Raw genomic sequence first — 19,215 nt, 5'->3', positions numbered from 1 at the left:
TTCGGCATGCCCAAATTCAGCAAGTCATGCACCGCGCAGGCCATTCCTGCGGAAATTGCCAACCGGTGCGACAGTGGTCCCGATCGGCGAATCTTGTTGAGCCGCAGCGGTTGCAGAAGCCGTGCGCTGCTTGTCGGGGCGATTCCGATGGCCATGGTGATCGCCGCCGCTGGTGCGGCGAGCGCCGCGGACATCCCGGCGGTGATCGCAGACCAGCCCGGGGTGACCGGGCCCGCGCAGCCTGGCACGACCCCGCCCCCGGCTCCACCCGCACCTCCGGCACCGGCCCCGGAGCCGGCCCCGGAGCCAGCGCCGCCGCGGGTCGTGTACTACTCCCAGCCGCCGCAGGTCCGTAACGAAGCCCCCTCGCGTCCGGCGCCTCCGCCGGAGGCGCCGGTCGAGCCGATCCGGATCGAGGAGCTGCACCTACCGGAGCCGGTGGCGCCGGTCGCGCCGATCGAAGCGCCGGAGAACACCATCCGCATCGGCCAGTGGCAGGCCCCGCGTCCGGAATGGCTGCCCCCGCAGTGCGCGGAGGTCATCAACGACACCGCCGCGGGCGCCGAGGCGCAGGTCGCGACCGCGCTGGACTCGATCGGTATCCCGGCTGGGCGCTCGGACCGTGTCAGCGGCGCCACCCTCGCCGGTGCCGGGATCGGCGGCGCGGCAGGCGCGGGGCTGGCCGGGGTACCAGTAGGCGCGGCGGGCGCGGTGGTCGGTGGCCTGATCGGCGGAACCATCGGCGGCATCGCCGGAGCCGCGCTCGGCACGATCGTCCCGGTGCCCGTGATTGGCACCGTCACCTCCGGAGTCGCCGGTACCGCGATCGGTGCCGCCGCGGGCGCCGCGGCTGGTGCCGCGGTCGTCGGTGTCCCGGCCGCCGCCGTTGGCGCGGTCGCCGGCGGCACCGTTGGTGCCGGGTTCGGCGCCGGGGTGGGGGTCGGCCAGCCGTGAACATCTCGACCACCACCCGCGCACGCACTGCTGCGGCTGCCGCCGCGCTGACCGCCGCCGTCGGCCTGGCCACCGCGACCACCGCCAGTGGCCAGGCGTCGGCGGTGCCCATCGGACCGGGCTGCCCCGCGCTGTATGTCCTTGGCATTCAAGGCACCGGCCAGTCCTCACCCACCGCCGATCCGCTGGCTGACACCGGCGTGGTCGGTGCTCTGATCGCCCCGGTGCTGAACGCCGCGCCCGGTGTGGTGCAGCGCAGCTACATCCCCTACGGCGCGGGTTTCGGCGGCGTGGTCCCCGGCGGCGGGCCGGACCCGTACGTGGTGTCGGTGACCGATGCCCGCCACCAGCTCGACGCCGCGGTCACCCAGATCGCGGCCGAATGCCCCAACACCCGCATCGCCGGAATCGGCTATTCCCAAGGCGCACAAGCCATGTCATCCTTCGCCCACGACATCGGCGCCGGCGCCGGTCCGATCGGGCCGGAGCGGATCGCGGGCATCGCGTTGTACGCGCATGCCGACCGCGCGATCGGTTCGCCGATCTTCCCCGGCCGCCCCGGCCAGACGGTGCCCGACCCGGCCCCGGGCACCACCGGTGCTGCGGTGTCGGCGGTCCAGATCACCAACCCACCCGCAGCAGGCGGTGGAATCGCTGATGGTGCAACCGAATACGGCGAGCTGACCGGGCGGGTCGCCGACATCTGCACCGACGGAGACTTGGCCTGCTCGGCGCCCGACCGTGCCGCGCTACTGCGGGTCGGTGCCGAGATCGCCGCCCAGGCCGACCTGCGCAACCCGTTGGCCGCGATCGGCACCCTGAACGCTTTGTTCCAGGCAGCGCTGGGGGAGGCGTGGACCACGGTGATCCTCAACGACTTCCAGGTCGGTGGCGGCAACGTCGACTACGTCCCGCAGTTGGGACTGGCGGGGCGGTTGATCGACGCCGCCGACCCCCGCATCCCCGCCCCGACGCCTGAGGACGTCGGTGCGGCGGCGACGCGGTGGAACGAGATCACCGCCACAGTCGCCGCGAACCCGATCGGGTTGCTGCCCAAACTCGCCGGGCAGCTCGGCGCCGCGTGGGGGCAGTTGGTCGCCGACAACGCCGATTTGGTCAATCCCGCGGTCTGGCTGCGCTACGCCGACACCGTCGCCCGCCACAACAACTACGCCATCAGCGGGCAGCTGAATTCCGGCATCGCCTGGATGGTCGCCCTGGCCCACGACATCGCAGGAAGCCGCTAATGACCGATCTCACCCCACCCAGCAAATCCCGCGGAGCTGGCCCAGTCGATGAGTTCTACACCGGCAGCCAGATCGGCTTCGAACCCAAGCCCGGCGACATCTTGCGCCAGCGCAGCATCGAGTTGACCAGGCTCGACGGTGCCGGGCGCGCCTGGCAACTCGTCTACGCCAGCCGCGGCGGATTCTCCGCCCCCATCCCCGCCTCGGGAACCGTTATCACCCCGGCGAACGGCGGGGACACCGGCGTGCGCCCGCTCGCGATCTACTGCCCGGCCTTTCACGGCCTCGGTGGGCGATGCGCGCCGTCGCAACTGCTCGCCGCGGGTGTCGAGCCCGAAGCCGTCTTCATCAGCGCGGCCTTGGCGCGCGGCTGGACCGTCGGAATACCCGACGGACTCGGGCTGGGGATGACCGGGCTGGGCGCGCATCAGTTCCTGGCCGGGAGCGCCGCCGCCCACGCGGTACTCGACCTGGCCCGCGCCACCCAGCTGTTGCCCGAAGCCCAGGCCGTTGACGCGCCGATCGCGGTGTGGGGCTATGCCGATGGCGGGCGAGCGGCGGTCTGGGCCGCCGAACACCAGCCGCAGTACGCCCCGGAATTGGACCTGCGTGGGGTCGCCGCCGGTGCGGTCGTCGCCGACCCCGACACGCTGGTGAGGAGGATGGACGGCGGGGCGTGGGCGGGGCTGGCGTTGGCCGGTCTGGTCGGGTTGGCCCGCGCGTATGCGCATCTGCCGGTCGGGCACATCCTCACCGCAGAGGGCCAGCACACGGTGAGCGCCGCGGCCGAGCTGGACGCGTTGGACCTGCTGGGCACCTACCGCGATGAGCCGCTGGCGCGCTGGTGCGAACGCCCGGACCCGTGGAACGACCCGATGTGGCGCTACGTGCTGGCCGCTGAAACCTGCGCACGCGAGACCCCGACCGTGCCGGTGCATCTCTACCACGGCACCGAAGACACCCTCATCCCCGTCGGCATGGGCCGGCAACTGTTCACCGAATACCGCGCCCTCGGAGTGGATCTGAGCTGGCGCGAATACCCCACCGGCCACCGCGGCAGCGCCCAAGCCGGGGCAGGAGAAGCCATCGCCCGCCTGGCCAGCTACCTGCTGCGTCGCCCCACCGCACGCTCGGCTCCCCAAACCACCTGAATCGCCTGCCCGCACCCCAGGACCCCTCGCCGCGGGTGCGGGCAGGCATCCCAGCCGCCACCGACACCGAGGTAAACACGATGCAGCGCAACCACTTCCACATCCAGGCCACGGTGATGAGCCGTGCTCTGGCGGTGACAGCGACGGTGGCCGCGATCACGACAGCGCAGATGCACATCGCCGACGCCGACACCGACGCACCGATCGGTGCGAGCTGCCCGAGCCTGTATGCCCTGGGCGTGCAGGGCAGCGAGGAATCCTCCTCGGCCGGGGTGAGCACCAGTGACTCCGGTGCGCTGGGGCAGGTGTTCGGGCCACTGAGCGCCGCAGCCGGAGACCTGGTGCAGCGCGCCTACGTCCCCTACGGTCGCGGCACCGACGGAGTCGAGCTGCCCTTCGAGCAGGCCGTGGCCGCGGCGGCCGAGCGGCTCGAGCAGATGGCCGCCGAGGTCACCACGCGCTGCCTGGACACCAAGATCGCCGCAGTCGGCTACGCCCACGGCGCCCCCGCGGTGTCCGAGTTCGCCCACCGCGTCGGAACCGGTACCGCCGAGGTCGACGCCGACCGGGTCGCGGCAGTGGCCTTGCTGGCCAACCCGACACGGACGCCCGGCACACCCGTGCTGCCCGGCGTGGCAGGCACGACACCCGCTGCTGTCCCGGGCACCGCGGGGGAGAAGGTCTCGACGATCACCCTGACCAACCCGGCACTGGCGGGCGCGGGAATCAGCGCGGCACAGCGATCGGTCGGGTACGGAGCGTTGACCGGTCGGGTCGCGGATCTGTGTGTGCCCGGCGATGCCACCTGCGATACCCCGGCCGGCGGGGCGCTAGCGACCACGGTGGCCAACATCGCCGCACGCTCGGACCTGCGTGACCCGATCACGGCGATTTCCACTGTCGCTGAAGCGATGTCGACGACGCTCTATTCGACCGCGGTGGATGTGGTCAACGAAGACCTCACCGGCACGAGCCTGGACCAGCTCGCCTACAACCCGGCCAAACCCCTCGGCCAGCGCCTGGCCGAAGCCTCCCAACCGAACGCGACCGCGCCCGGTCCGCAGGAGGCGCTGGCGGCGCTGTTCAAGATCGGCACGATCGGGCTGAACGCGGTGGTCTCGGTGGCGCAGAAAGTGTTCACCCCCGCCACCGTCGCCGAGCTGGCGACCGTCGGGCTGGCCAACCCCTGGGCGGCGGTCGCGGCGCTGGGCGCCAAGCTCACCGGCGCGGTCGTGGAGCTGGTACCGCCGCAGACCGCGGTCGGCTGGGTCAACGACGCCTTCGAAGCGATCACCTCCACGATCACCGACCCCAGCCAGCTCTACACAGTGGCTGCCTCGGCCCGCTACAGCGACACCACCGGCCGCCACGGCTCCTACCGCACGGTCCCGTCGACCGCCGCTGGGCGCTCGGTCCTCGCCACGACCGCCGACTGGCTCACCGCCGTCGCCCGCGATCTTGCCACCACCACACCCGATCCCGGCGCACCGAAACCACCTGTGAATCCCAGCCTTTCGTCCACTTCGACAGCGGTCCCCACGACTAGCGCGCCCGCGGCGTCACCGACGCCGCGCGGCGGGCCCTGAAACCCCTTCGGGCGGGAGCTCAGCAGCCGCTAGGGGTCCGTCTAGCCCTGCTGTCCCGGCACTCCCGCCCGGAGGGCCCCACCCCGAACCTTCGTCCCCCGAGGAGGTGAAACCTACATGACCGACAACCACCCCGACCACGAAGCCGACACCCGCCCCGAGCACGGCTGGGGATGGCTAGGGCACGCCGAACCCGCTGTCCTGCACTCGATTCCACCGGACGATCCCGATCACCGCACGACCGGCAGCGCGAACGAGTGGCAGTGGATCGCACACCCACCCGCGACGGTGGACACCTCCGCCGCCCCGCCGCGCCGCGCACGAATGCCCCGCAAAGCGTGGATCGGCCTGGCCGCTGCACTCGGTGTCGCGGGGGTGCTGGTGGTTGCGGGCATCGTCTCGATCGCCGACCGGGACTACACCGCCGCGGTGATCCCGACGGAGACGGCGAGCCCGCCGACAGCGACCTCGACTGCGGTAGTTGGTGCGTGTGCGGGGCTGTCGGGGCAGACCGTGACCGCCGGAGCAGGCGACACCGGCAGTGCGGCAGGGGTGATCGCGGCGTTCGAACACGCCTACTACGTGCAACGCAACCACGAAGCCGCACTGCGGCTGGTGGCCCCTGAGATCGGGATCGTGCCCGAGGCACTAGCCGCCGGGATCGCCTCCATCCCGGCAGGCACCACCCACTGCGTGGCGATCACCCCGATCGCCGAGGGCGCGGCCGAGGTGCACCTGGTCGAGCTACACCCAGACGGGCAGCGCATCGACTACCTGCAACTGATCAACCTCGCCCACCACCCCGACCGCGGCATGGTCATCACCAACATCCAGAAGCGGGGCTGAGCGATGGCCGCACCGCTTCGACTCGACGCCGACAACCACCCGCACCACCTGATTCCGGGCCGTATCGATCCCGCCACCGTCACCGCTCCCAGCATCGAGCAGCAGGCGCCGGTCCGCGAAGCACCGTTGCCGATCACCGGCGCTCATCCGCCGCTGTTCGCGGTGCTGGGCGCGCACGGCGGAGCCGGGGCCTCGACCTTGGCGCGATGGTTGGCTCCGGCCGCCGACACCGGGCTGGCCTGGCCTGCCTCATCGTCGACGACCCAACGGGTGCTGATCGCGGCGCGACTGTGCATGCCGGGTTTGACCGCCGCGGCACAGCGGCTGCGCGAATACCACGCCGGACTCGCCCCCGACGGCGTCACAGTCATCGGGCTGGCGCTGACCGCTGCCCGGCCCGGGAAGCTGCCCGCGGCGGTGCGCCGGTATCGCAGCGTCGTCACCGAGCTCGCCGAGGCGGTCTACGACATCGGCTGGCACGACGAACTCGTCGTGCGCGAGCTGGCCGAGCTGGCGCAATACACCCCGTTCGACCCGCCAGCACCACGGCGGCGTACCGCGCTGACCGAGGCGGTGCCCGCCGACGTGCACGCCGCGGGCACACAGATCATCACCCACCTCGCCGCCACAAAGAAAGTGTCTGCGGCACAACCCGATTCGGAGCCCACGTCATGACCACCGCCCACACGGTCGGCGAGACGCTGACCGTCCTCGCCCAAGAAATACAGATCACCCCCACCGAGCCGCCAGGCGCACCAGGGCTCATCAACTTGGTCAACTACTTGAGCTGGTTGGTCATGCTCGCCGGCATCGCCGCTCTGATCTACGCGGGCGGCAAGTTCGGCTGGGAACGCTGGCACGGCGGTGCGGTCGAAAGCCCCAAGATCATCGCCGCCGCGCTGTTCGGTGGCGTTGTCGCCACGTTCGCTGGAGCGATCATGAACGCCGTCGTCACCGCCCGATAGCCATGGCCGAGTCGAGAATTCACCCCACTCGCGTGCTCGGTGCGCATCGAGGCGCCAGCGCACTAACAGTTTCGATCTCGAGTGCGGACCCACTGGCCGTGACTCGTCTCGGCCCGGCCTCGGCACCGGCGAGCGTGGTCTATGTCCACGGCATGCTCACCGACTCCCGCTACTGGACGCCTTTGGTCGAGCATCTGCACGCGCGCCTCGACGGCGCGATCACCCAGATCATCTATGACCAGCGCGGTCACGGTGGCTCCCCGCGCCCGGCCGGGGCAGCGGGCATCGAGTTGGCGGTGTTCGTCGAGGACCTGGATACGGTGGTGGCCCACGCGCCCGGCGCGGTGGTGCTGGTAGCTCACTCGGTGGCGATTTCACTGGTAGCGGCGTGGGTCGAGCGCTATCGGCAGCGCGCCCGCGCGCTGGCAGGGCTGGTCCTATTCAACGGCTGCCCCGCCTTCCCACCCCGACTGACGCCAGTGACCTCCACCGGTCGGGCGACACGACGCCGACTTCGCCGCCACGGCCAGCAGGTCGCCGACCTGCTCGGCTCCGGCATCGACGATCCTGTTGCGGGCCAAGGCACCCTCGACGTCGCGCTGGATGTCTTGGCCGCCTACGGGCGATTGCGCCTCACCGAGGACGCGGTCAGCACGCTGCGCACCATCCCGACCTGGGTTCTGGCCGGTCGCCGAGACCCGGTGGTGGCAGCTGGCAGTGCTGAGCGGTTGGCCGAACAGATCTGGGCCGACCTCGACAGCGTGCCCGACGCGGGTCACTCGCTGCCGTTCGTCGATCCGGTTCGCGCCGCCGAACCGATTCTGGCTGCCCTCGAAGTCGCCTACCGCACCCAACGTCAGGGCGGTGGCCCGTGGTGATCGCTGAACCCCTCCCCGCGCAAGTCATTTCACCGCTGACGCAAGTGCTGGGCTGGTTCGCCTGGCTGGTGCTGCTGCTGTGCATCGCGCGCGCGGTCTGGGTCGGCGGACTTTTGGCCATCCGCAGCTACCGCGAAGAAAGCCTCGAAGGGCTTCTCGGCGCCCTGCTCGGTGCAGCCGTGCTCGGCGCGGCCAGCTCGATCGCTACCGCCGTCCTACCCAACTGACCATCCTTGAGGAGAACCCCGTTGTGAACCCCACCAGCCGACATCGCCTCGGCGTCCTGGCCGTGGTCGCCTTCACCGGACCGATCGCCGCCGCCGCACTGCTGGCGTGCAGCAGCACCGACCCCACCGCATCGCACCCAGAGACCTCGGCCGCGGTCGCGACCGCGCCGACCGGATTGCACTGGCAGCCCTTCCGTGGGATCGACCTGCCGGTGAGCGACCAAGGCCCACACCACACTGACGGCGCGGTGGTGCGCGGGTTCGATCGCTCCCCGGCCGGTGCCGCGCTGGCCGCGGTCCACGCCAGTGTGCGGATGTCGATCGCCCCCGACGGCGCCTGGGCCGCGGTGGGCCAGCAGATGCTCGGCCCCGGCCCCGGCCGCGACGCCTGGGCGACCGCCCGCGCCCAGATCTCGATCACCGCCCCGATCACCGACGGCGCACCGAAACTCCTGGGCTACCGCGTAACCCGCTACAGCCCCGAGGCCAGCGACATCGAGGTCTACAGCCGCCATCCCGACAACTCCGCCACCCGCCACGACACCCACGTGCTGTGGCAGCGCGAGGACTGGCGACTGCACCTCCCCGAGAACCCGACCACCAGCCCAGTCACCGCAGTGACATCCCCGCCGGCCGACATGGTCGCCTTCACGCCCCGGTGAGGAGAACCGCTCGATCATGAAATCCCAACGCCTGCTGATCATCCTGCTCGTCGGCATCACCGTCGTCGTCGCGTCGGTGTTCGTGCTCACCGTCACCCGCGACGATCCCGGCGCCGGCGACATTCCCGCCGATCCTGGCCACGGCCCCACCGAACGCACCTACCCCCAACCGACACCAACGTCGGCACCGCCGCTGCCGCCGAGTACCGACCTGTTCGGCAACCGCCTCGAAACTCCAGCCCAGGAATCCGGTGTCGTTCTTCCCCAGGATTTCACTGCCCGGCCCGACCCGGCGCGCCCCGACTACTTGAGCACGGCACCGGCGCGGATGCAGTGGCAGCGCGGGTGGGGTGGTGCGGCGTTGCCGTTCTCGGGCAGCGACGGCCCCACCGCGGTCTTCGACGGTGTGGCGATCGCGTTCGCGCGCACACCACAAGGCGCAGCGCTGGCGGCCTTCGACGCGATGGCTCGGGCGTTGTCCGCGCCGGAAGGCGTCTGGCAGCAGGTGGTGCGCGAACGCTACTACGGCGGCGGCCAGGAACTGCTGGACCGATTCGCCCGCTCCCGGCGCACTATCGGCGCGGCCCGGTACGTCGTGGTCCCCGACGGCGTGCGAGTCCAGCCCGGCTACGCCGACGACCTCGCCGTCGTGCAGTTCGCGACCCGCGACGACCTCGGCTACACGGTCGCGACCTGGCCGATGACCTGGATCGACGGTGACTGGCGCGTGCGCGTCCCCGACAACATCGAAACCCTCTGGGGACCAGGGACTTCAGTAGCCACCCTGGCGGGATTCGGGTCATGGAAGGGACAGCCATGACCCACCGCACCCTCGCTTACGCCCCCGGAGGAGCTGGAAGCTGGCGAACACAGCTACCCGGACCCAACCTCTGCGACCTACCTCTGGGACCACGGCAAGCCTGCGAAGAACTCCAACAAACCGCCTCCGAGGCCGCGTCCTCGGCCTTCGGGGACCTCGCGGACACGCTGCTCAGCGGGTTCGCTACCGGACTGCGAATGGTAATCACCTGGTGGACCGACCTCCCAGCGCCAGAACTGACCGATCCCGGGGGTGAGCCCGGCCCCGCACTCTCAGCGATCCGCGACTACACCAGCAGCCTGCAAGTGGTGTTCCTGACGACCGGAATCATGTTCGCAGCCGCACGCTTGGCGTTGGCCAAGCGAGGTGGCCTGGCCGGTGAGGCGCAGGAGAGTTTCCTGATGCTGGCGCGGGCGGTGATCGCGTCGATGAGCTTTGCCGCGGTGATCGCGGCGGGAACGCGAGCTGGCGACGCCTTCGCCAACTGGGTCATTTTCGATGCCAGCAGCGGTGATTGGGCGGGAGTGGTCAACCGGTTGACCGACTTCGACGCCGAAACCCGCTCCGGGCTCGGGACCGGGGTCCTGCTGCTGGTTGGTCTGCTCGGGTTGATCAGCACGCTGATCCAGTTGGTGATGCTGGTGATCCGGCAAGCGCTGCTGATCGTGGTTGTCGCGGTGATCCCGATGGCCGCCGCAGCCTCTGGGACAGGTCCCGGATCGCAGGCCTACAAGCGGCTGCTGGCCTGGGCGCTCGCGTTCGTGCTGTGGAAACCGGTCGGCGCGCTGGTGTACGCAATCGCGTTCGCGGTCATCGGGAACGAGGACCAACGCGATCCGCAGCTAGTGCTGCTGGGGCTGATCCTGCTGGTGATGAGCGTGGTGGTCCTGCCCGCCCTGATCCGGCTCGTCGCCCCCGCGGTCGCGACCCTCGGCGGAGGCGGCGGCGCGACCGCTGTGCTAGCCGGTGGCGCGGCCGGAGTCGCGATGGCCTCCCTCGGCGGACGCGGGGAAGGACGCAAGGTCAGCGAGGGGGAGAACGCGCCGAGCGGACCCTCAGCAACCGGCTCCGCGCCGGGACCGACCGGTGGCGGTGGTGGGGGACGTTCGATGTCGGGTGGCGCAGGGGGGGCGCCAGGTTCGGATCTCGGTACCGCCGGTGGTTCCCAGTCCGGCACGAGCGGGTCGGGTGGTGGCGGAGGCGGCGTGCGGCCTAGCGGCGCAGCGGCCGGGAAGTCTTCGGGTGCCAAGGCTGCTGGCGGTGTTGGTGGTGGCGCGGGTGCTGCTGCCAGTGGGGGCCCGGCCGGTGCGGTGGTGATGGGTGCGCAGATGGGGGCCAGTGCGGCTGAGCAGGGGGTCGCGGCTGTCGAGGGTCAGGTGCGCGACGCGAGCGAAGCCGGGTGGGATCCGGACGCTTTGGGGCCGGGGGAGGTGCGGCGATGACCGCGCGCATGTACGGCCGCTGGGAACGGCCACGCTCCGCCGGCTTCTTCGGCCTGACCTGGGGTGTGTCGATGCTGGGGCTCGGACTGATCGTGATGGTGATGGTCGGGTTCATGATCACCCGATCCCTGCCGGTCGCCGGTGGGCTGATCGCGGCCGCGGCCGTGGTGTTCACCCCGCTGGCGATCACCCGCAACGGTCGCACCGGCTGGGAAATCCTGTTGCTGCGAGTGCAGTTCGCCGCTGCCCAAGCCCGCGGCGAGCACGTCTACCGCGCCGGACGGTTCTCCAGAATCCCCGGTATCGCGAAACTCCCTGGGCTGCTCGCTGATTCGCGGCTGAGTGAGTACGAGACCGCGGGCGGGAAGCGGTTCGCGATGATCCACATCCGCCGCAGCAACCACTACACCGTCGTTCTGCGGGTGGTTCCGCGCGGCAAGGAATTGGTCGACCAAGCCCAGATCGACGCCTGGGTCGAAGGATACGGCCAGTTCCTCGCCACCCAGAGCCGCGGCGGGGAAGTGGTGGCGGTGACCGCGGTGCTGGACAACACCGTCGAAACCCGGCTCAAGCAAGCGCGTGAGGTCGCGCGCCTGGTCCGTCCGGACGCGCCTGCGTATGCGCAGGCGGTGATGCGGGAAGCCGCCGCCGATATCGGTGGGGTCGGGGTGCGGATCGAGGCACGGATCGCGATCACCTACCGCGCGATCGGCAAAGGCAAGATCCGCCGCGACGACGCCGAGCAGGCCCGCGAGATCGGGCAACGCCTGCAAGGGGTCCTGTCCCAGCTCGCCCGCGCCGGGCTACCCGCGACCCCGCTGCAGGCGTGGGAAGTGCTCGGCCTGGTGCGCACCCGCTACGACCTCGCCTCACAACGCGATGTCGAAGCCGCAGGCGCGGACATCACGTCGAATCAGTCGTGGGACTCGGTTGGTCCGATAGCCCATCAGGATCGGTGGGACCACTACGTGCACGACGGCGCGCGCTCGATCACGTGGGAGATGGACGCCGCCCCGCGTGGGGCGGTGATGGAAACCGTGCTCGAGGAGCTGCTGCGTCCCCGCGCGGACGTGCCCCGCAAGCGGGTCGCGATCATCTACCGACTGCACTCCGCCGCCGAGGCCACCAGCCTCGTGGACTCCGACTTCCGCGACGCGGTGGCCGCCGAGCAAACCGAACGCGGCATCTCCACAGCCTCGGCACGCATCCGCGTCGCCAACACCCAAGCCACCCGCGAGGAACAAGCCCGCGGCGCAGGCCTGACGCGTTTCGGGGCGCTGGTCACGGTCACCGATCACCTCAACGGGGACCTGCCCGGAATCGAAGCCTCGGTCAAAGGCATGGCCGCAGCCTCGCGGCTGGGCGTGCGCCGCTGCTACGGCAGCCAAGCCGCTGCCTTCGCCGCCTCCCTCGGGATCGGGTTGATCCTGCCCGAGCACACCTCGATCTCCAAGCGGGTCTCGGCATGAAGACCCTCCGCACCAGCGCTTTTAGGCCCGCCCGTACCGAGACCGTCGCGGGCGTGCGTGTGCTCACCTCCCAGGCACGCGCCGCGACCGAGGCTGCCGCCGCCCGGCCCGGTCTGCGTGGTTGGCGGGCGCGGCTGGCGATATCGAGCGATGATCATCGACGCGCCACCGCCGCCCGCCGCGCGGAAGACCATGGCGGTGATGGCTTCGACCGATCGCTGGCCACTCTCACCGACCGCGGATATCGCGGGCTCGGCGGCGGTCGCGCCGCCGTGGTCGCGGCCACCCCCGAGTGGCGTGCGACCACCGTCCAAGTGGCTGGGCTCTTCCCGTTCAGTGTTGGCGCCAGCGCTCCCACGGTCGGCACCCCGGTCGGTGCGCACTACATCACCGGCGCCCCGGTGCATTTCGACCCGATGAGCTGGTTTCTCAAGGGGTTTATCACCGCACCGATCGCGTTCGTGTTGGCGCTCAACGGCTTCGGCAAATCCAGCCTGATCAGACGGATGGTGACCGGCGCGGTCGCGGCCGGGGAAACCGTGCTGTGCATGGGCGACACCAAGCCCGACTACCGCGACCTCGTCGAGCGCCTCGGCGGTCAGGTTGTCGATGTCGGATATGGGCACGGCACCATCAATCCCCTCGACATCGGCGCGCTCGGCGCGGTCGTCGCGCGGCTCACCGACCCGGATCAACGCCGCCAAGTCACCGCCCGAGTAGAAGCCGGACAGGTCAACATCGTCGCCGGATTGATCGAGCTGGTGCGCGGCTCACGAGTGGCCGACTACGAAGAAGTCCTCCTCGCCGCCGGGCTGCGCGAACTCTACAGCCCGGCACACGGATTCAGCTACGCCAAGCCGCCGCTGCTGGAGAATCTGCTCGAGATCATCTCCGGCGGAGGCGAGCAGCTGCGCCAGTTCGCCGAGGAAGACGACGAGACCACCTACCGGACCAGCACCAAAACCCTGCGCCGGTCACTACGCGCACTGGTGGAGGGACCATTCGGGGCAATCTTCAACGGCCCCACCACCACCCGCCTCGATCTAGACAGCCCAGCGGTGTGCGTCGATGTTTCTCGCATCCCCGAAGGGGACACCAAACTGCTGGCCGCGGTGCTGATGGTCTGCTGGTCGGAAGGATTCGGCGCGGTCGCCGCCGCGCACGCCCTCGCCGACGCCGGGCTCGCCCCGCCCCGCACATTCGAGGTCGTCATGGACGAAATCTGGCGTGTCCTCGGAGTCGGCGAATTCATGGTCGACCGCGTCGACGCGCTGACCCGCCTCAACCGCCAACTCGCCGCCGGGTTGATCATGTGCTCGCACACGATCAAAGACCTCTCGGCCTTCGACTCCCCGGCCGCCCAAGCCAAAGCACTCGGCTTCTTCGAACGAGCGCGCGCGAAGCTGATCGGTCCGGTCGGGCCGGAGGAAATCGACCGCATCCGCAACGCGGTCGGCATCACCCACACCGAAAAACTGCTCGTCACCTCCTGGGCCGCGCCCCGCCCACCCAGCGACGACGACCTCGACCCCTCACGGCGCGAAACACCGCCCGGCACAGGCTGTTTCCTGCTCAAAACCGGCGAAGCCAACGAGCCCGGCATCCCGTTTCGGATGCAGTTCACCCCGACCGAACGCGCCGCGGATGTGCACAACACCAACCGCCGCTTCGACAACCTCCCCGCCGCCGGTGAGGCGAGCAGGTGATGGCCAGTGGACAGCTCCTCACGCGCGGTGATCGCCACAGCCCTCGGCCTACCTGCGGTATTGCTGCTGCTGTTGCTGGTGGTCGTCGGCGCCGACCCCAGCTCGAGCTGCGCCACACCGCTGGCCTCCGGTGGTGCGGCTGGAGTGGAGGGCCCGACCGAGCAGACGGTGGCCGGGCTCTCGGAGCGGCAGTTGCAGCTGGCCCGCAACGGGGTCGCGATCGGCAAACAGCGTCGGATGCCCGAGCCGGTGATCATCGCCGAACTAGCCGCCCAGGCAACAGAATCCAGCTTCCGCAACCTCGCCAACCCCGCAGTACCGGAGTCGCTGAACTACAGCAACGACGGGCTCGGATACGACCACGACTCGGTCGGCCCGCACCAGATGCGGGCCAGCATCTGGGGATCGGTCGGCATCGCGACGTTGATGGATCCGCTCTACCAGATCAACTGGTTCTACGACCAAGCCGAGCGACTCGGCGCCGCGGCGGGTGCGATGTCCCCGGCCGAACTCGCCCAAGAGATCGAACGCTCGGCACCCAACGCCTACAGCGGGCAGTTGGAGCTGGCGCGCCGGTTGTATGCGCTGTTCGCCGACATCGACCCCGCCTCGATGCCCCGCACCATGCCCGGATCACCCGCGGCGGGATGCGGACCGGGCGGATCGGGCACCCCGTTGCCCGCCGAGGCGAGCGAGTTCGGGCGCGCGGTCATCGAGCACGCCGCCCGCTGGATGGGCACCCCCTACGTCTGGGGCGGTGGGGACACCACCGGTCCGACCGGCGGCGGATTCGACTGCTCGGGACTCACGCTCTACGCGGTCTACCACGCCTCCGGAGGGCGTATTCGGCTGCCGCACTACACCCAAGCCCAACAAGACCACCCCACCGCCCAAGTCGTCCCGTTCGAGAACCGGGCACCGGGCGACCTGATCTTCTTCACCGCCCCAGGCGATGCGGATTCCCATCACGTCGGCATCTACTACGGCCGCGACGAACAGGGCCGCGACCTGCTGCTGCACGCCCCGCAGTCCGGGCAAACCGTCACCCTCACCCCGCTCTCGGCGTGGGACGGCGAGCACATCGACGTGCGCCGCTACTCGACCCCCGCCACCTCGAACCCCGACACCAGCCTCCCAGGAGGTCGAACATGAACACCCACCGCGTATCGAGATCAGCCGCCGGTAGCCGAATCACGCCGGAGATCGTCGTGCAACAGCGCGCCACCGAGTTGCGAAAGTTCACCAGGAAGCGCCAATTCGACCAAGTCGCGATGCGCTACGGCTTCACCGACTCGGCCACCTTCGGGCGGTTCGTGACCGCGCTACAGACTGTGGCCGGCATCGACTACGACGGGCTTCGCCAAGTCGAGATCGCGCGTCGCACCGTGCACCGCCGACTGGTGTCCATGGCGCAGCGCGGGCCGCAGGTGATGTTGTGGTCGGCGGCGACGATGGAGACCTTCACCATCTGCCGCGCCGACGGGCGAGTCATCTGGCACAACCGCTTCCCCCGCGAGTGCGTCATCGAAACTGGATCCGACGCCGCCGAAACCTCTGCCAAACAGGCGATTTGGCTGGCGGGGCAGGCCCGTGCCCAGTGGGGTGCCGAGGTCGCCACCCTGCATCTGGTCTTGGCCCGTAATCGCGGAATCGAGCTGGTCACACTGCACCACGCGGCGGTCGCCGCCGCCTTGCTCCTAGAGGTGACGACCGATCCGGTGCACCACCCCGCCGCCGAACAATGCACCCGCCCCACCTCCATCGACTGGCGCGGCACCGACCTGGGCGGGCTGGTTGGCCCACAACGGGAACCAGCATGAAAACAACAATCTTCCTCATCGCGGCATGCGCGGTGTTCTCGAGCCTGGTGGGGTGCTCGTCTTCTTCGGAGGATGCCTCACCCAATCCAGCCCCATGCCGCGCCGAACGATTCACCCCACCCTTTCACGAGCTGGATCCGTGCTCGGCCGAAGCGGTTCTGGTCGCAGCGGTGAGCACGATCTTTGGCTACCGGCCGCGTGAGCACGCCGACCAGCGCACCGCCTTCCGCAGCGCCTACCCGCTGTTGGATCCCCGCTTCGCTCAAACAGCCGAACCGGCGGCGTTGGTGTGGGCGCCGATCACCGCCGAGCAATTCCAGCGCTGGCAGCGCGATGACATCGAGCTCACCACCCGCGTGCGGATCATCGAGGACGATCACCTGCCCGACACCGCCACCACCGCCGATCGAGTCCTGGCCGTCGCGATCGAACCCGTCGGCCAGCAACGGATCGGGTTCGCCGTCTACGCCAACGCCCGCCGGGTCAGCGCGAGCTCGGCGTGGCTGCTGACAGGAATGCAGGTGCGGCCGTGAGCGGGGATCCCGTCGAAGAAGGCGGCCAGGTCGTGCGCCAGGGGTTCGTCCAGGCGTTGCAGACCGCGCACACCACCGCGGCGCTGATGCGCGGGCGCGGCGGTGAATCCCGGTCGAAAGCCGAACACCTCCAACGCATGGATCACGCCACAGCGAAAGAACAACGCTCGACCCTCGAACACTGGATCCGTGTGCGCGATTCGATCGAATCGGCCAACCAGACACGGGAATTGAATCAGGCCAAGGTCGAGGAAGTCCGTGCCCGGATCTGGCGCGGCGGGCAGCAACACGAGCTGGACACACGCCACAAGATCCGCCAAAACGCGCGAGCCGATGCCGATCTCGCGCGCCGCAATGCCGCCGGGAAATTGGAGCGTGAGCACAAGACCGAGCTCCACCAGCATCAGGTCGACGGCTACATCAACCGGGAAGCCCGCGGGGTCGAGGTGCATGAGCTGGAGGTGGAGTACAAGAAGCTGCTCATCGACATCCGCCGCCGCGCCGCCGGTTTCGCCGACTCGCTGAGCGAGCAGGGTGATGCCGGGGCGGCGATGGGTTCGGCGGCGGCCTTCGCCAACGCCCACAGCGCCGAGGGACTCTCAGATCAGCATCGGCAGGCCGCGGCCGCCTACGAGGCGCGCCTAGCCGAGGACACCGACCTCGACATCGACGACGTGCTCGACCACGGCCTCGCCGATCTGGCCGCGGACTGGGAGCAGGCCGGGCCGTGGAGGGGCGCGCTCGACGACGTCGCCGGGCTGACCGAGTGGCTGAGTGTCGCTACACAGGTCGAGCACGAAACCGGCGGCGGGGTGGTGGAAGCCGAGGTTGTCGTCGACGGCTCGGGCGTCGAGGCAGCTGTCGAGGCCGCGGGGCTTGCCGGTGTGGACTACGGGGCGGTCATCGACGTGGATGTCGAGATCGATCCGGTCGAGATTCCGCTGGGGCCCGTGCCGGAAGCCGGGGTCGAGCGATGAACACACCGACGGTTTCGCTGCTGCTGAGTGCGGGCGGGTGCCGGTGATGGATACCCCGACTCCGTTACAGGCGCATCTGCTTAAAGCGGTGCAAAACCTCGCCTACGACAACCAGCAGCTGCGGGCGCGGGCTCGAGCCGCCGGCCACGCCGATACGTCGCCGGAGGTGCTGCGCACCCTCGATATCGGTGAGCGCTCCGGTGATCAACTCGAAGCCACCGCGGTGGCGATCGGCGTGCCCAAGGCGTGGATCGACTACGCCCGCGCGGCCGGGCAGCGCGGCGCGCTGTGGCAGCCCGGTCAGGTGATGCTCGGCTCCGGGCACGTGCCACGCGAGATGCTGATCGCCGCGCTGGCTCGGGAGGTGCACGGGTTGCAGGACATGGCCGGTGTCCATGCCGCCTACACCAGCCGCGGGCACCTGACCGGTGGTCCGGTCGCGGCTTTCCGGCGGGTGATGGGTATGACCTGGCAGCGGCTCGGCGCGGTCGCCCACGTCCTGACGCTGAGCGAACCCGAACGCCATCAGGTCTGGCAGCGCGGGCACCAGCACTGGTCCACGGTGGTCGCCGCCCAGGTCCGCGGCTACCCCGACCAGGACCTGGTCAGAACCTGGAATCACGTGGCGCGCATGGACTTTCCTGTGGTGGCCGCGCCGGTACTGGTCCTGCAATGGGCCGGAATCACCCATGAAGACTCCGCCGCCCAGATGCCGATCTCCCCGGATCGCATGGTCGAACTCGCCGCCACCGCTCTCACCGGTCACGACCCGACCGCCGCGCGGCTGACTATCACCAACCCTGTGCGCGAGCGCGACACCGCGGCGGGGATCGCGGCCGCGGTCGACGCGGCGGGGCTGACCGCTACGTCAGCCAGGCAGCTCGACCCCGCCAGTGACGGCGCCGAGCCGACCGCTCACCAGCGTGATCTGGACTTCGGGCTCGGACCCTGACCGCCTGGTGAGCGACAAGCACTGCACACCAACGTTTCTGCACGAAAGGCACTTTGATGAATCAACCGGTATCGGAGCCCGATCGACTAGCGAGCTGGAAGGTGCGGCTGCTCGAACGCATCCAGAATCTTTCCGCCGATCATGCCCGGGTCCTTTTGCGCGGTCATCCGGACTATCAGCCGCATTACGGTGACGGGCACATCCCGATCCAAAACTGGCACTCGCATCTACGTGCGCTGGCCGCCGAGCGTGCCGAGATCGAGGATCACGCCGCCGCGGTGGGGATTTCGGCGGTGGCGATCGCCGAGGCGCGCGCGGTGGGGCAGCGCGGTTTGCAGTGGGACGACAGTGTGCATGCTGCGCGCACGCACCGCCACGGCGAAGATCCGGAGCGCGCGGCCATGATCGACCAGATCGCTGCCGATGTCTGGCAGCTCGAGCAGATGGCCGTGATCACCGTGGAACACCGGCTGCGCGGCTTCGATGGCCGAGTACCACGGGATCCGGCCGCCGACGCGCAATTCGATGCCAACATGGTCGCTTTGTGGGCGCGCGCCGACACCGCCGCTCGTCGTGCCGGACCGACCGGTGACGAGGCTGCGGAGTTGTGGGAGCGTGACCCGGCCGGGTGGCAGGCGGTAGCGATGCGCGTGCGCGGCTTCGACGACGCCGAACTGCACCAACGGTGGCGCACCTACGCCTGGCCCGGCATCGAACACAGCGCCCGCCGCACCAGCGAGCACCTCACCGCCGCCGAGGCCGCCCTCACCCCACCCACCCCGCACGTGATGATTCACCACGCGACCAACGCCATCACCACCATCGATCCCACCCTCATGGCAACCAACGACGGGCTCAGTACAGCGGTCAGGGCCGCACTTCCACAGAGTGTGGCTTTGGACTGGGATAGCGAACCGGCGACCGAACCCGAGCATCGACCACCCGAACCCGGCCCGTCGACCGGCCACGAACTCTGAGGA

Annotated in this window: 20 protein-coding genes; all 20 read left to right on the top strand. The window is 69.9% G+C overall.

Annotated features, from left to right (window positions below; all coding sequences use genetic code 11):
- The first annotated feature begins 147 nt into the window (after nt 1–147).
- The 20 genes from AB0H50_RS02685 (at nt 148) to AB0H50_RS02590 (ending at nt 19,212) form a co-directional block, all read left to right on the top strand.
- Nucleotides 148–954, top strand: a complete 807-nt coding sequence (locus AB0H50_RS02685; protein ID WP_357445633.1) for a hypothetical protein — start codon at nt 148–150, stop codon at nt 952–954.
- Nucleotides 951–2,201: a cutinase family protein gene (locus AB0H50_RS02680; RefSeq protein ID WP_357445630.1), complete on the top strand. Its 1,251-nt coding sequence runs from the start codon at nt 951–953 to the stop codon at nt 2,199–2,201. The genes AB0H50_RS02685 and AB0H50_RS02680 overlap by 4 nt, the downstream gene beginning before the upstream one ends.
- A complete protein-coding gene (locus AB0H50_RS02675) occupies nt 2,201–3,352 on the top strand; it encodes a lipase family protein (RefSeq protein ID WP_357445627.1) in 1,152 nt (383 codons plus the stop codon). The genes AB0H50_RS02680 and AB0H50_RS02675 overlap by 1 nt, the downstream gene beginning before the upstream one ends.
- An 80-nt stretch (nt 3,353–3,432) precedes the next feature.
- The gene (locus AB0H50_RS02670; protein ID WP_357445625.1) at nt 3,433–4,938 is read left to right on the top strand and encodes a cutinase family protein; all 1,506 of its coding nucleotides are present in this window, start codon (nt 3,433–3,435) and stop codon (nt 4,936–4,938) included.
- Nucleotides 4,939–5,055: 117 nt separating this feature from the next.
- Entirely contained in the window at nt 5,056–5,784 is a 729-nt protein-coding gene (locus AB0H50_RS02665; protein WP_357445622.1) for a hypothetical protein, read from the top strand.
- Nucleotides 5,785–5,787: 3 nt separating this feature from the next.
- A complete protein-coding gene (locus AB0H50_RS02660; protein ID WP_357445619.1) occupies nt 5,788–6,459 on the top strand; it encodes a hypothetical protein in 672 nt (223 codons plus the stop codon).
- Nucleotides 6,456–6,749 (top strand): hypothetical protein, encoded by a 294-nt coding sequence (locus AB0H50_RS02655; protein WP_357445616.1) that lies wholly within the window; start codon nt 6,456–6,458, stop codon nt 6,747–6,749. The genes AB0H50_RS02660 and AB0H50_RS02655 overlap by 4 nt, the downstream gene beginning before the upstream one ends.
- 98 nt (nt 6,750–6,847) lie before the next feature.
- Entirely contained in the window at nt 6,848–7,627 is a 780-nt protein-coding gene (locus tag AB0H50_RS02650; RefSeq protein ID WP_357445613.1) for an alpha/beta fold hydrolase, read from the top strand.
- Nucleotides 7,621–7,854 (top strand): hypothetical protein, encoded by a 234-nt coding sequence (locus AB0H50_RS02645; protein WP_357445610.1) that lies wholly within the window; start codon nt 7,621–7,623, stop codon nt 7,852–7,854. Before AB0H50_RS02650 ends, AB0H50_RS02645 begins: the two co-directional genes overlap by 7 nt.
- 23 nt (nt 7,855–7,877) lie before the next feature.
- The gene (locus AB0H50_RS02640) at nt 7,878–8,516 is read left to right on the top strand and encodes a hypothetical protein (RefSeq protein WP_357445607.1); all 639 of its coding nucleotides are present in this window, start codon (nt 7,878–7,880) and stop codon (nt 8,514–8,516) included.
- Between the two features lie 16 nt (nt 8,517–8,532).
- A complete protein-coding gene (locus AB0H50_RS02635) occupies nt 8,533–9,336 on the top strand; it encodes a hypothetical protein (protein WP_357445604.1) in 804 nt (267 codons plus the stop codon).
- A gap of 197 nt (nt 9,337–9,533) precedes the next feature.
- Nucleotides 9,534–10,778: a hypothetical protein gene (locus AB0H50_RS02630; RefSeq protein WP_357445601.1), complete on the top strand. Its 1,245-nt coding sequence runs from the start codon at nt 9,534–9,536 to the stop codon at nt 10,776–10,778.
- Complete coding sequence (locus AB0H50_RS02625) at nt 10,775–12,247, top strand: SCO6880 family protein (RefSeq protein ID WP_357445598.1); 1,473 nt, start codon at nt 10,775–10,777, stop codon at nt 12,245–12,247. Before AB0H50_RS02630 ends, AB0H50_RS02625 begins: the two co-directional genes overlap by 4 nt.
- On the top strand, nt 12,244–13,953 hold the full coding sequence (locus AB0H50_RS02620; RefSeq protein ID WP_357445596.1) for a hypothetical protein: 1,710 nt from the start codon (nt 12,244–12,246) through the stop codon (nt 13,951–13,953). Before AB0H50_RS02625 ends, AB0H50_RS02620 begins: the two co-directional genes overlap by 4 nt.
- 6 nt (nt 13,954–13,959) lie before the next feature.
- Nucleotides 13,960–15,105: an NlpC/P60 family protein gene (locus tag AB0H50_RS02615; protein WP_357445593.1), complete on the top strand. Its 1,146-nt coding sequence runs from the start codon at nt 13,960–13,962 to the stop codon at nt 15,103–15,105.
- The gene (locus AB0H50_RS02610) at nt 15,102–15,773 is read left to right on the top strand and encodes a hypothetical protein (protein WP_357445590.1); all 672 of its coding nucleotides are present in this window, start codon (nt 15,102–15,104) and stop codon (nt 15,771–15,773) included. The genes AB0H50_RS02615 and AB0H50_RS02610 overlap by 4 nt, the downstream gene beginning before the upstream one ends.
- A 170-nt stretch (nt 15,774–15,943) precedes the next feature.
- Entirely contained in the window at nt 15,944–16,306 is a 363-nt protein-coding gene (locus AB0H50_RS02605; protein WP_357445587.1) for a hypothetical protein, read from the top strand.
- On the top strand, nt 16,303–17,283 hold the full coding sequence (locus AB0H50_RS02600) for a hypothetical protein (protein ID WP_357445584.1): 981 nt from the start codon (nt 16,303–16,305) through the stop codon (nt 17,281–17,283). Before AB0H50_RS02605 ends, AB0H50_RS02600 begins: the two co-directional genes overlap by 4 nt.
- Nucleotides 17,284–17,329: 46 nt before the next feature.
- On the top strand, nt 17,330–18,235 hold the full coding sequence (locus AB0H50_RS02595) for a hypothetical protein (protein WP_357445581.1): 906 nt from the start codon (nt 17,330–17,332) through the stop codon (nt 18,233–18,235).
- Nucleotides 18,236–18,291: 56 nt separating this feature from the next.
- Complete coding sequence (locus tag AB0H50_RS02590; RefSeq protein ID WP_357445579.1) at nt 18,292–19,212, top strand: hypothetical protein; 921 nt, start codon at nt 18,292–18,294, stop codon at nt 19,210–19,212.
- The last annotated feature ends 3 nt before the right edge of the window (nt 19,213–19,215 follow it).

It is taken from the genome of Nocardia sp. NPDC050793 (assembly GCF_040654065.1).
Classification (GTDB): domain Bacteria; phylum Actinomycetota; class Actinomycetes; order Mycobacteriales; family Mycobacteriaceae; genus Nocardia.
Note: the sequence above shows the minus strand (reverse complement) of the source record. Positions and strands in the feature narration are given on the sequence as shown.

What these genes read in the sequence shown, in the direction of transcription:
- AB0H50_RS02685 (WP_357445633.1), top strand. Translation starts at nt 148, where the DNA reads ATGGCCATGGTGATCGCCGCCGCTGGTGCGGCGAGCGCCGCGGACATC.
- AB0H50_RS02675 (WP_357445627.1), top strand. Translation starts at nt 2,201, where the DNA reads ATGACCGATCTCACCCCACCCAGCAAATCCCGCGGAGCTGGCCCAGTC.
- AB0H50_RS02670 (WP_357445625.1), top strand. Translation starts at nt 3,433, where the DNA reads ATGCAGCGCAACCACTTCCACATCCAGGCCACGGTGATGAGCCGTGCT.
- AB0H50_RS02665 (WP_357445622.1), top strand. Translation starts at nt 5,056, where the DNA reads ATGACCGACAACCACCCCGACCACGAAGCCGACACCCGCCCCGAGCAC.
- AB0H50_RS02660 (WP_357445619.1), top strand. Translation starts at nt 5,788, where the DNA reads ATGGCCGCACCGCTTCGACTCGACGCCGACAACCACCCGCACCACCTG.
- AB0H50_RS02655 (WP_357445616.1), top strand. Translation starts at nt 6,456, where the DNA reads ATGACCACCGCCCACACGGTCGGCGAGACGCTGACCGTCCTCGCCCAA.
- AB0H50_RS02635 (WP_357445604.1), top strand. Translation starts at nt 8,533, where the DNA reads ATGAAATCCCAACGCCTGCTGATCATCCTGCTCGTCGGCATCACCGTC.
- AB0H50_RS02630 (WP_357445601.1), top strand. Translation starts at nt 9,534, where the DNA reads ATGGTAATCACCTGGTGGACCGACCTCCCAGCGCCAGAACTGACCGAT.
- AB0H50_RS02625 (WP_357445598.1), top strand. Translation starts at nt 10,775, where the DNA reads ATGACCGCGCGCATGTACGGCCGCTGGGAACGGCCACGCTCCGCCGGC.
- AB0H50_RS02620 (WP_357445596.1), top strand. Translation starts at nt 12,244, where the DNA reads ATGAAGACCCTCCGCACCAGCGCTTTTAGGCCCGCCCGTACCGAGACC.
- AB0H50_RS02610 (WP_357445590.1), top strand. Translation starts at nt 15,102, where the DNA reads ATGAACACCCACCGCGTATCGAGATCAGCCGCCGGTAGCCGAATCACG.
- AB0H50_RS02595 (WP_357445581.1), top strand. Translation starts at nt 17,330, where the DNA reads ATGGATACCCCGACTCCGTTACAGGCGCATCTGCTTAAAGCGGTGCAA.
- AB0H50_RS02590 (WP_357445579.1), top strand. Translation starts at nt 18,292, where the DNA reads ATGAATCAACCGGTATCGGAGCCCGATCGACTAGCGAGCTGGAAGGTG.